Source organism: Desulfofundulus thermobenzoicus, assembly GCF_009428905.1.
Lineage (GTDB): Bacteria > Bacillota > Desulfotomaculia > Desulfotomaculales > Desulfovirgulaceae > Desulfofundulus_A > Desulfofundulus_A thermobenzoicus.
Genome location: NZ_WHYR01000074.1, coordinates 1 through 10,985, shown reverse-complemented (window position 1 = coordinate 10,985; position 10,985 = coordinate 1). Strand labels below are relative to the sequence as shown.

Genomic DNA, 10,985 nt, shown 5'->3' with positions numbered 1-10,985 from the left:
TCCGAATGGCCTGGTTTAACAGAATTTCCGCATAGCTGACCGCTGTAATGGCTCCTTCGTAGGCCTCTTTAAATAGCCTCTTTGGTTCTTTACCCGGTTCTATTACCCCTTCAAAGATCTGGTCGAAATTAATCACTTCACCAATGGCTTCGGCCATTTTTTCCCCTCCTTCCCCGTCGGCCCTGGTCTACCAGTTCTGACAGAGGGCGGTTTCAAAGTCTTCAGCCACCTGACGGTGCACGCCCAGCTTCCAGGTCCTGTACTCCAGGGCATTGAGCAGCTTCTGTATGGCCACCTCGATGTCCGGCTCCAGAATGAAGTAACCGCCGAAAACATCGCCGGCAATCTGGGTGAGGATGCTGTAAATCAAATCCGAACCTTCCACCGGCGGCATGGTGCCCACATGGGTGGGCAGGCCGATGGTCACCGCCCAGGTACCAATACTGGTAGCCTTACCGCTCATGGCCTCCGGGGCTGAGGCGACAAAGGGTACCTTGGGCGTGTCCACACCCAGGTCTTCAGCCATCAGCATCAGCAATTCCGCCGCCCGGGAGTTGTCCACACAAGATCCGATATGGAATACGGGAGGCAGGCCGTATTTCAGCTCGGCCTTTTCACCGATCCGCTGATAGAATTTCTTCAGCCCCGGGCCGCAGAGTTCATCCACTCTGGCCGGATCCATCAATCCCGCCTTGGCGCAGGCCTGGGCATGGCAACCGGTGGAAATGACAAATACATCATTTTTAAGCATGGCTCTGGCAATTTCAATATGGGCCTGGTCCTGGAAAGTTTTCAGGTTGTTGCAACCGGCCATGAGGATGACGCCCTTCAATTCACCGGAAAGAATGGCCTCGTTAAGCACCCGCACGGGTTTGTCCGGGTTTACGGTTTTAAATAATGCAAAGATGGCTTCCAGACTCCAGCCCGCCACCACTTTGTTCTTCACATTGGGAATGTGCACCGGACGGCTGCCCCGCTCCTTGAAGGCTTCAATGCCCTGGCGGATCACTTCCCGGGCGTTTTCCATGGCCCGGGCTTCCTGATAGTCGATATGCATGGTACCGGGGTTTTTCACTATATCGGAAGTGGTGATCAGTCTGGTGCCGAAACACTGGGCCACCGTATTTAAACCGGGCATGATGCACTGTACGTCCACCACCATGGCATCCACCGCACCGGTACAGATGGCCAGTTCCTGGGAGGAGAAGGAGGTCACAATGGGAACGCCCTGGCGCATGAGCACCTCATTGCCGGTACAGCAAATGCCGGCCAGGTTGATTCCCGCCGCACCGGCTGCTCTGGCCTCCGCCACCATTGCCGGCTCCCGGGCTGCAGCCACAATCATTTCACTTAACAGGGGATTGTGGCCGTGCACAATTATATTCACCTGATCGGGCTTCAATACGCCCATGTTTGCTTCACTGACCACCGGCTGGGGTGTGCCGAAAACCACGTCGGAGATATCGGTGGCAATCCACTTGCCGGCCAGGTCCGCCAGCCCGACCCGGACGGCGCTGAAGACCAGGTTCACCGGGTCGTTATCCATACCCACGTGGGCCTGGGTCACCAAATCGGAAATGGTGGCATGAATGCCGTGGGGCATGACCATATGGCTCCTATATCTTTCAATGCGTGGGGCTATCTGTTTCTTCACCGTCCAGACGGATTCCCCCTCGCCCTTAAGCCGGCTGAAGTCTTCCCGGGCCTTTGCGGCAAACTCCCCGGCCAGGGTAAGGGTATCCTTCCCCTCGGTTTGAATATCCAGTTGCCTGCACAGGCGGACCAGTTTGTCCGGGTCCTTAATGGTATAATCCGGTGCTTCCCCGTGCGCAATCATGTGCAGCACGTGGGCCATGTGGTTGCCGTGCTGGGCGTGGGAGGCGCAACCGGTCAGGATCATCAAGCCTACACTGCGGGCAACGATGGTCCAGGAATTGGCGCCGCAGATGCCCCGGCTGCCCGGTCCTTCCTCCGCCTTAATCCGGCAGGGTCCCATCATACAAAAACGGCAACATATACCCCGGTAACCAAACTGGCACTGGGGCTGCTGCGCCACCACCCGGTCAAAGGCAGTGGTTACCCCCCGCTCACTGGCCACATCAATCATTTCCAGCACGGCCGGGTCCACGGAACGCTTGATGCTTTTGGGATCGATCACCCGGGGGGTCCTGTCCGAGGGCCGGCTGGTCAAACCGGGATCTCTAAACCTTGGCATTAATCTGACCTCCTTCAATAAAAACAGGCGCTTTTAGCGAAGATGCACACCGCCCTATGCTTTCTCCCATTCGCAATTTTTAAGTCTTCGCCCGGGAAACCACCTGCCTTTTCTTTTTCGCCTTTGGTAAATCATTTCTACTTTATCAGAATGCTGACGATTTGAGCAAATGTTAAATATCCCTGAATTTTTTCTTTTTCAGGCAAATAATGAAAATATGGCTATATTTAATTGAACATTTGTTATTTAGCGCAGGTTCAAAACCAGCACTCCTTCCGAAACTTATCCGAAACTTAATTGATCAGTTAAAGCTAAAAAAATACCGGGCGTTCAGCCCGGCAATAAAGCTATTAATCTGTTCCCCGATTTTACCGGTGGTTCCGCCAGCATCAGCAAGGAGGTTTCAAAAAAAGGACAGGCCCCTTGAAAAAAAAAAGAACGGGCTACTTTTCTAAAACCGGAAAAAAGTAGCCTGTCCCCTTTTTAATGAGGCCGTTTAAATAAACCCTTCCAGAACCGACCTTCCGGCCAGCGCTTCCCGCTCCTCCTTGCCCGGTAGAATCATGGCGTTCCCCACCAGGTGATGGATGTGATTTACCTTGCAGTCCAGTTTATAGTACTTAATGATATCATTTAACTGGTCATAACAGTTATGGCACGGGGAAACCACGATCTTGGCGCCGGTGGCCTTGATTTGTTCCGCCTTCAGCTTGCCCTTGGCCATCCGGTAGGGATAAATTTCCTTGCCCATGGCCAGAAGGCCGCCGCCCCCCCCACAGCAATAGTTGTACTGGCGGTTGGGCCACATTTCTTTGAAATCCATCACTGCCTGCTGCAGGCAATAGCGGGGCTCTTCCACCACCCCTTCCTTGCGCACCAGATTGCAGGGATCGTGGAAGGTCACCCGGTCCGGGTTCCTGGTGGGATCCAGTTTAATGCGCCCTTCTTTAATCCACTTGGCCTGCAACTGCACAAAACTGATCACCGGGTAGGTGGCGCCGTTGAGCCACACTTTACGCCCCCAGCTTTGCGCCCGGAAGGCATGTCCGCATTCGGTAATGACCACTGCTTTTACCTTCAACCGCTCAAACTCCTCCATGGTGCGTTTGACCATGGTGGTTGAATCCTCATCATCGCCATTAAACAGGGCGTAATGGGTGGCGTCCCACCAGCGGCTGCTGACGGTCCAGTCGGCCCCCACTGCCCACATGATTTTGGCAATGTTCTGCACATCCTGGGGATAATATTTGATTTCCCGGGGGTCCCACATGAAGACAAACTCCGCCCCTTCTTTGTCCACGGGTATCCTGGCGTTGGGGTCCCCCACTTCCTGCTGCAGCTCTTCCTCCATCCACTCCAGGGTTTCCAGGTAATCTTCCCTGGTTACTTCCATCTGGTTGCCGGTGCGGATCTGGGCATCCACCACGTCCTGCAAAAACCCCGGGGCCTTCAGGCCGAAGTTTTTGGGACTGCGGATGGTTCTTACCAGGCCGGCAATATCCACATTCATGGGGCACTGGAAGGTACACCGCCCGCACATGGTGCAGGCCCAGATAAAAGTAGACGACAGCACCTCTTCTTTCATCCCCAGCAACACCTGGCGGATGAACTTGCGCGGGTCCGCATGGTCGTGCACACCGTTATAAGGGCAGCCGGCGCTGCACATGCCGCAGGTAAGGCAGTTATAGAGGTCTGTCGGCTGTTTGTCTGTTCTAAATTTGGAAATAACTTCACTCATGAATCCGGGATCCAGTTTGCTTGCAGCTATAGCTTCCACACAGTTTCCTCCCCCCGGTTAAAACTATGTATATCGTTACTACTTTACCAGAGGGCTTGTTTTAGAGCAATTATTATGAATGGCAATATTCAGCCTTTATCGGGCAAATACTGAGATTATGTCTGTTTAAATCCGGTATTGGTTATTTCACATGGATTCCCCCAAAACGCCTGCCCCAACCGGCGGCTCGCCCCACTACAAAAAATTTTTAGCCAAAATATTGACATACGTCAATAATAGAAATAAAATGTTAATGAACTTTATTCCATTTTGCACTGGGGGGATATCCGCTGAAAGTAGCCATTTCCGCTCAAAAGGATCATATGGATGCCCCGGTGGAACCCCGTTTCGGCCGCTGCCCCTATTTCATCCTGACCGATACGGACGGGGATAACTGGGAAGCGCTGCCCAACACGGGAAACCAGTCCAGCGGCGGTGCCGGTGTGCAAACGGCACAACTGCTGGTCAACCGGGGAGTGCAGGCCGTACTGGTGGGCCAGATCGGCCCCAATGCCATGGAGGTACTCTTAAGGGCGGGCATCCAGGTATACGGGGGTGTCAGCGGCACGGTCCGGGAGAGCCTGAATGCCTGCCGGCAGGGGCGGTTACCCCTGCTCAGCCGGGCCAATTCTCCCAAACATGCCGCCACAGGAAGGGGAAGGGGCGGGAGATGATCATCGCGGTGGCCAGCGGCAAAGGGGGCACGGGTAAAACCACCGTGGCCAGCAGCCTGGCCCTGGTGGCGGCGGAGAAGGAAAGGGTAATCTACCTGGACTGCGATGTGGAAGAACCCAATGGACACCTCATGCTCAAACCCGCCTGGCAGAGGAGCGAAACGGTGCGGGTCAGTGAACCGGTAATTAACCGGGAAAAATGCACCTTTTGCGGCCGTTGTGCGGAAGTTTGCGCCTTTAATGCCCTGGTTGTCCTGCCCGGGGAGGTGCTGGTTTTTAACCACCTGTGTCACAGCTGCGGCGGGTGCTGGCATTTCTGCCCGGAAGAAGCCGTTTCCCCCGGGTGGCGGGCCATCGGCCGGGTGGAGGAAGGGAAAAGCGGGGAAATTGATTTTGTAAACGGCCGGCTGAACATCGGGGAAGCCATCAGCCCTCCCCTCATTCAGGCAGTGAAGGAAAGGGCCCGCTCGGGCGTCCTGAACATCATCGATGCCCCGCCGGGCACCTCCTGCCCGGTGATCCGGGCAGTGGAGGGCGCCGACTTCTGCCTGCTGGTCACCGAACCAACACCCTTTGGCCTGCATGACCTGGAACTGGCCTGTGAAATGGCCACACAGTTAAGGGTGCCCTGCGGGGTGATTGTCAACCGTTCCGACGGCAATGATGATCCGGTCCGGGAGTTTTGTTCTTCCCGAAACCTGCCCCTGCTTTTGCAACTGCCCCATGACCGTTCCGTGGCCGCCGCCTATGCCCGGGGCATCCCGGCCGTAACCGTACGGCCGGAATGGAAGGCCCATTTCCTGTCCCTGCTTTCTTTTTTAAAAAGGGGGGTGGACCACCGTTGCGCGAACTGGTAGTACTCAGCGGCAAGGGCGGCACGGGGAAAACCACCGTCAGCGGCAGCCTGGCCGTACTGGCCCCCAACAAAGTAATGGCCGACTGTGATGTGGATGCGGCCAACCTGCACCTGCTGCTGCAGCCGGCTGTAAAGGAGACCACTCCTTTCCGGGGAATGGCCAGGGCCAGAATCGACAGCGAACGGTGTCTGGGCTGCGGTTTGTGCCTGCACCTGTGCCGTTTTAACGCCATCGGCCCCGGGTATGCCGTCCAGCCCACCCTCTGTGAAGGATGCCGGGTATGCTACCATGCCTGCCCCCGGAAGGCCATAGAGATGGTGGATCATGTTGCCGGCCACATATTTCTTTCCGCCACCCGTTACGGCCCCCTGGTCCACGCCCGTCTGGGGGTGGCCGAGGATAACTCGGGAAAACTGGTGGCGGCGGTGCGGCAGGAAGCCCGCCGTTTGGCGGAGGAAGAAGGGCGGGAGCTGATCATCACCGACGGCCCGCCCGGTGTGGGCTGCCCGGTGATTTCCTGCCTGTCCGGGACGGACCTGGCCCTGGTGGTGACCGAACCCACCCTGTCCGGAAAACATGACCTGGAGCGGGTGCTGAACCTGGTGGAACATTTTCACTGCCAGGCGGCTGTCTGCATCAACAAATGGGATCTGGATCCAGAAAATACCCGGGCTGTGGAGGTGATCTGTGCAAAGCGCCGGATTCCGGTAATTGGCCGCCTGCCCTATGACGAAAGGGTTATGGAAGCAGTGAAAAACGCCCGGCCGGTGGTGCAGGATGGTTCCGGCCCGGTGGTGGATTCCCTGCTGGCTTTATGGGATGAAATTAAGTCTATACTTATGCTTAATGGCGGAAGGAATCCGGCTTCCCAGGATAGAATATGATAAACTTGTGTCAAAAAAACTGGAGCGAGGCGAGGGAGTTATGGCGGAGAACAAAACCCAGTGCACAACCTGCAAGGACAAGGACACGGGGCGCTGTAATCCGGAACAATGCCCCGGAACCACCGTATTGCCCCAGAACGAGGCCAGCGACATCAAGCATGTAATTGCCGTCATGAGCGGTAAGGGCGGCGTGGGCAAATCATCGGTCAGTGCCCTGCTGGCCGTGGCCCTGCAGCGCCGGGGATACAAGGTGGGCATACTGGACGCCGATATCACCGGGCCCAGTATCCCCAAGCTCTTTGGTGTGATCGACCGCCCGGAACAGTTTATTAAATATCTTCTACCGGCCAGAACATTAAAGGGCCTGCAGATCATGTCCTTAAACCTCTTATTGCCGCAGGAAGACGACCCGGTAATCTGGCGGGGGCCCATTCTTTCCAGTGCCGTCAAGCAATTCTGGACCGACGTGGCCTGGGGTGAGCTGGACTACCTGATTGTGGACATGCCGCCGGGCACCGGGGACGTACCCCTGACCGTAATGCAGTCCCTGCCCCTGGACGCCGTGGTGGTGGTATCCTCTCCCCAGGACCTGGCCACCATGGTGGTCAGAAAGAACATCAAAATGGCCCGCCAGGCCGGTATCCCCATCCTGGGACTGGTGGAAAACATGAGCTACCTGGCCTGCCCCCACTGCGGCGAACAGATCCGCCTCTTCGGCCCCGGCCATGTGGAGGAGGCGGCCAGAAAGACCGGACTGCCGGTGCTGGCCGTACTGCCCGTAGACCCGCAGCTGGCTGAAATGGGTGATGCCGGTCATATCGAAGATTATGAAGGCGCCTCCCTGCAAAATCTGGAACCACTGGTTGATGCCGTGGTGAAAAGTGCGGAGAAAAAAGGAGTAAAAGGAGCGTGAAAACAAAATGAGAATAGCCCTTCCCACCGAAAACGGCCGGGTGAACCAGCACTTCGGCCGCAGCAGGGAATTTGTCATTTTTGAAATGGACGGGGAACAGATCCGGAACCGGGAGACGGTCTCCACCGCCTCCCTGCAGCATAATCACGAAGGGCTGGCCGAACTGTTCAAAAACAAAGGGGTGGACACCCTGATCCTGGGCGGCATCGGCCCCAGGGCGGTGGAAGCCCTGCAGCAGTACGGCATACGGGTGCTCACGGGCGCCAGCGGCGGCGTGGAGGAAGTGGCCCGGGCCTACGCCCGGGGCGACCTGGTCAGCCGGGACGTCCTCTGCGATCACGGGCACGATCACTCCTGTAACCATTGACCAGATGTTTTTCCCACTCCGGGCAACCGGAGGTTTTTTTTATCGCAGAAAAACTTGCCCTGCCAGCCGGATAAGAGAAGGATTTAATACGGGCCGTGACGAAATAGATTTAAAAAGAAAACCAGGGAGGAACAGCTGTGAGTCCACCCGCTGCAGAAAATACAGAAAATTTGATCTCCCTTTCTTCATCTTTCCGCCGTGACCAGGTGGCCTATTTAGAGATAACCGCGGAAGATCTCCGGCTGATGGGCAGTTACCGGGATCTTTTCTCCCGGGAGGCAGACCGGGTGGTCCGGGTTTTCTACGACCATCTCCTGCTGTATCCCTATTTGAAACAGCTGATTGAAAAACACAGTACCGTGCCCCGGCTGATGGAAACCCAAAAAGCATATTTCATCAGCCTGACTGACAGTAAGATAGACGACCAGTACATAGCCCGGCGCCTGTTCATCGGCAAAAAACACCGGGAAATTGCCCTGTATCCCAAATGGTACCTGGGAGCCTATCAGATTTACGTCAATGAAATCCTGCGCATCCTGCAGGAACACCACCGGGACGACCTTAAAGCCTTTTGCACCGCCGCCGGAGCCTTTCTGAAGCGGCTCAACCTGGACATGCAGCTGGCCATTGAAAATTATATCACCGACCAGCTGCAGCAGCTTATTTCCTTCCAGAAGAACATCGGTTCGGTGGCTGAAGTGATTGCCGAGATCGCCGAGCAAACCAACATGCTTTCATTAAACGCTTCCATTGAGGCGGCCCGGGCCGGGGAACACGGCCGTACCTTTGCGGTGGTGGCCCAGGCGGTACGCAAACTGGCGGAAAGATCTTCCCAGTCGGCCAAAGAAATTGCCCAGATGGTACGCAGCAACCGGGAGGCCATCGAAAAAATGACCAGAACCGCTGGAGGTCAGGAGCAGGGCTGAATCTTTCATTGCACCATAATGAAGAACTCCCCCGATTTTACAGGGGAGTTCTTTACTTTTATGAATTACTTTGTTCCGTCAAAGGTAAACTCCAGGTTTTCTTCCGGCTTATAGGGGACGCCTTTGGTACCCCGTTTGGCGTACCTGGAAAGTTCCAGGTCAAATTTGTCCGGCACCTGTACCCCCGCTTTCACCAGAGCTTCCCGGGCTTTCATCAAAGACTGGTCGGCGTAATGCAGCCCGTCGCCCAGAACGCGTAAGGCTTCTTCCGGGTTGTGAAAGCCCATACTGTTTTCGGCACCAATGAAGGTCACCCGGTAATAGGCCTTTTCGTATAACTGCCTGGCCTGGTTCAGCAATTCCTGATCCACCCCGGCCGTCTTGTTGGCCAGTTCGATGGCCTTGGCCGCCTGGGCGGCGGCGTTGCCGGCCCGGGTATACATATTATTCACCCGGTCCTGAATCAGGATCACCTGATCCCGCAGCCACTGCGGACTCTGGTTGTGGCACTGGGTGCAGGACTTCATGTTATCTTTCAGCGGGCTCTGCACATGGTGGGAAGAAATCTTGCTGCTGCCCACCCGCTCGTAGGGCATATGGCAGTCGGCGCAGGCCACCCCGGCCCGCCAGTGGACACTGCCGTTGGAATACAGCTCAAACTCCGGGTGACGGATGTGACCCAGTTTGATCCCGGTGGGGGTGTTCTTCCACTCCAGATTGGCCGGGTCGGACTTGATTACGCTTTCAATGTCTTCTATGGTGATGTGACCCCACTGGGATTTCTGCCAGGGCAGGAAGAGACCCACTGACTTCATGTTCTGATCCTTGGGAATGACGTAGGTGTTATGGCACTGGGCACAAACCATGGTGCGCTTTTCCTGCCTGGTTAAACCCGCCGGATCCTTACCCAGGGCTTTCAGGGCATCGTTTACGAACCAGCGGCTCAACTGCAAATCCATATTGGCCGGGTCATGACAGTCAACGCAGGACAACCCCAGTTCCGCATGATTCTGCGGGATCATGGCATGCACCCGGTCATAGGGCTCCTGGAAGTAGGCCGGGCCCATTTGCTCCTTCAACTGCGGCGCATAGGGGGACTTGCAGGAAAGGCATACGCCCCCTGCCTTGCGCCGGGACGGATCAATATCCAGCTGGTCCTTGAGCATGTAGACGTGGCCCCGGGGTTCGTTGAATTCAATACCAAAACCCCATCCCTCCAGCAGCACCAGCTGGAAAGGATATTCACTCAATTTGTCCTTCTGCTCCGAACCCTTGTACTTGCTTTCGCCCTGCCCCCCCTCCTTCGTCATCATGAAGCTATCGTATTCCAGGGGGTAGACCTTTCCCCAAACGGCAGGGTCCACTTCCCCGGGAGGGATGGAAGCCGTTTTGACCATTTCCGCCCTGGGCGGGGCACATCCGGCCAGCAATAATAAAATCATAACCGGCAGCCAGGCCCACCAGGTTTTCTGCAAGGTATTCTCCTCCTTTCGCAGCCGGGGTAACCCCGGCTTTATCGTGCAGCCCATTACCCGCTGCAGCAGCTTGAGGGTAAAAATGTGTCCGGCAATATGTACCGGCACCCCGGGCAGTTGCCCCCAGAACGAAACTGCTGTTCCGGAAACCTGCCCACTGCCCGGAACCACCAGGGAGTTCCCCAGGTTAGGTTTTCAAGACTGGTTAATCAACTGTCGTGTCCCTTCCCCGTGGGGCACTGTACGGTGACATTCCCAGCAATCCCGGTCCTCATGATCAATCACATTGGACATGAGATCACCGTGGCAGCGCAGGCAGTTTTCCCGTACGATCCGGCCGCCCCGGCTGCTGAGATGAATGGGATCCGGCACCTGGTTGGTGTAAAAGAGGTAAAAGTCCCGGGTACCGTCAATGCCCTTGCCCACCAGCTTGGCCGCCAGGTTTTGATGGGGCACATGGCAGTCGCTGCAGGCCGCCTCCTGGCGATGGGACGAATGGAACCAGGTTTCATACTGGGGTTCCATGACGTGACAGCTGAGGCAAAATTCCGGACGGTCAGTGTAAGATATGACAGCCTTTGTGCCGGCAGCCAGGATCACCACCATCACCAGCAGGCCGATCAGGAGGGACCATATACGGCGGCGCAGGCGGTAAACGGCACCTTTCCAGATAAAGTTCCGCCGACCCCGGCCGGCTCCTGTATCCCCACTTCCGGGGGGCGGCATTTCCTTAGTCCCCCCGGCACTGCCTTCCGCCGGCTGCGGGGTATCACCGGCACCGGACGGCGGTATCCCTCCCGGTTCAGATTTATTCCGGGTGTCACCGGTTCCGGAGCTTTTTCCCCCATTCACGGCATCTTCCCACATTGTTCCCACCCCCCTTCCCCCGGAAAACCG

Annotated in this window: 10 protein-coding genes; 6 read left to right on the top strand and 4 right to left on the bottom strand. The window is 56.4% G+C overall.

Going from position 1 to position 10,985, the window contains the following annotated elements:
* Positions 1-187 precede the first annotated feature (187 nt).
* Both cooS and GFC01_RS16880 read right to left on the bottom strand, forming a co-directional pair.
* Entirely contained in the window at positions 188-2,215 is a 2,028-nt protein-coding gene (gene cooS, locus GFC01_RS16885; RefSeq protein WP_152948323.1) for an anaerobic carbon-monoxide dehydrogenase catalytic subunit, read from the bottom strand.
* Between the two features lie 496 nt (positions 2,216-2,711).
* Positions 2,712-3,992, bottom strand: coding sequence for a (Fe-S)-binding protein (locus GFC01_RS16880; protein ID WP_341474070.1), 1,281 nt, complete (start codon positions 3,990-3,992; stop codon positions 2,712-2,714).
* A 323-nt stretch (positions 3,993-4,315) separates the two neighbouring features.
* Here GFC01_RS16880 and GFC01_RS16875 point away from each other — a divergent pair, with 323 nt between their 5' ends.
* From GFC01_RS16875 to GFC01_RS19860, 6 genes are all read left to right on the top strand, one after another.
* Positions 4,316-4,666 carry a NifB/NifX family molybdenum-iron cluster-binding protein gene (locus GFC01_RS16875; protein WP_243137668.1) on the top strand — a complete coding sequence of 117 codons (351 nt, stop codon included), beginning with the start codon at positions 4,316-4,318 and terminating at the stop codon, positions 4,664-4,666.
* Entirely contained in the window at positions 4,663-5,523 is an 861-nt protein-coding gene (locus GFC01_RS16870; RefSeq protein WP_152948321.1) for an ATP-binding protein, read from the top strand. Before GFC01_RS16875 ends, GFC01_RS16870 begins: the two co-directional genes overlap by 4 nt.
* Positions 5,508-6,407: an ATP-binding protein gene (locus GFC01_RS16865; protein ID WP_152948320.1), complete on the top strand. Its 900-nt coding sequence runs from the start codon at positions 5,508-5,510 to the stop codon at positions 6,405-6,407. The genes GFC01_RS16870 and GFC01_RS16865 overlap by 16 nt, the downstream gene beginning before the upstream one ends.
* A 40-nt stretch (positions 6,408-6,447) precedes the next feature.
* Complete coding sequence (locus GFC01_RS16860) at positions 6,448-7,320, top strand: Mrp/NBP35 family ATP-binding protein (RefSeq protein ID WP_152948319.1); 873 nt, start codon at positions 6,448-6,450, stop codon at positions 7,318-7,320.
* A gap of 7 nt (positions 7,321-7,327) precedes the next feature.
* The gene (locus GFC01_RS16855) at positions 7,328-7,687 is read left to right on the top strand and encodes a NifB/NifX family molybdenum-iron cluster-binding protein (protein ID WP_152948318.1); all 360 of its coding nucleotides are present in this window, start codon (positions 7,328-7,330) and stop codon (positions 7,685-7,687) included.
* A 137-nt stretch (positions 7,688-7,824) separates the two neighbouring features.
* The gene (locus GFC01_RS19860; protein ID WP_341474069.1) at positions 7,825-8,613 is read left to right on the top strand and encodes a protoglobin domain-containing protein; all 789 of its coding nucleotides are present in this window, start codon (positions 7,825-7,827) and stop codon (positions 8,611-8,613) included.
* A 65-nt stretch (positions 8,614-8,678) separates the two neighbouring features.
* On the opposite strand, the gene GFC01_RS16845 is transcribed toward GFC01_RS19860, so the two are convergent.
* Together GFC01_RS16845 and nrfH are read right to left on the bottom strand one after the other, a co-directional pair.
* Complete coding sequence (locus GFC01_RS16845; RefSeq protein WP_152948317.1) at positions 8,679-10,088, bottom strand: ammonia-forming cytochrome c nitrite reductase subunit c552; 1,410 nt, start codon at positions 10,086-10,088, stop codon at positions 8,679-8,681.
* Between the two features lie 195 nt (positions 10,089-10,283).
* The gene (gene nrfH, locus GFC01_RS16840; RefSeq protein WP_152948316.1) at positions 10,284-10,955 is read right to left on the bottom strand and encodes a cytochrome c nitrite reductase small subunit; all 672 of its coding nucleotides are present in this window, start codon (positions 10,953-10,955) and stop codon (positions 10,284-10,286) included.
* Positions 10,956-10,985 lie beyond the last annotated feature (30 nt).

Excerpts from the sequence above, each read along its gene's own strand:
- cooS (WP_152948323.1), bottom strand. The coding sequence starts at position 2,215 with ATGCCAAGGTTTAGAGATCCCGGTTTGACCAGCCGGCCCTCGGACAGG.
- GFC01_RS16875 (WP_243137668.1), top strand. The coding sequence starts at position 4,316 with ATGGATGCCCCGGTGGAACCCCGTTTCGGCCGCTGCCCCTATTTCATC.
- GFC01_RS16870 (WP_152948321.1), top strand. The coding sequence starts at position 4,663 with ATGATCATCGCGGTGGCCAGCGGCAAAGGGGGCACGGGTAAAACCACC.
- GFC01_RS16860 (WP_152948319.1), top strand. The coding sequence starts at position 6,448 with ATGGCGGAGAACAAAACCCAGTGCACAACCTGCAAGGACAAGGACACG.
- GFC01_RS16855 (WP_152948318.1), top strand. The coding sequence starts at position 7,328 with ATGAGAATAGCCCTTCCCACCGAAAACGGCCGGGTGAACCAGCACTTC.
- nrfH (WP_152948316.1), bottom strand. The coding sequence starts at position 10,955 with ATGTGGGAAGATGCCGTGAATGGGGGAAAAAGCTCCGGAACCGGTGAC.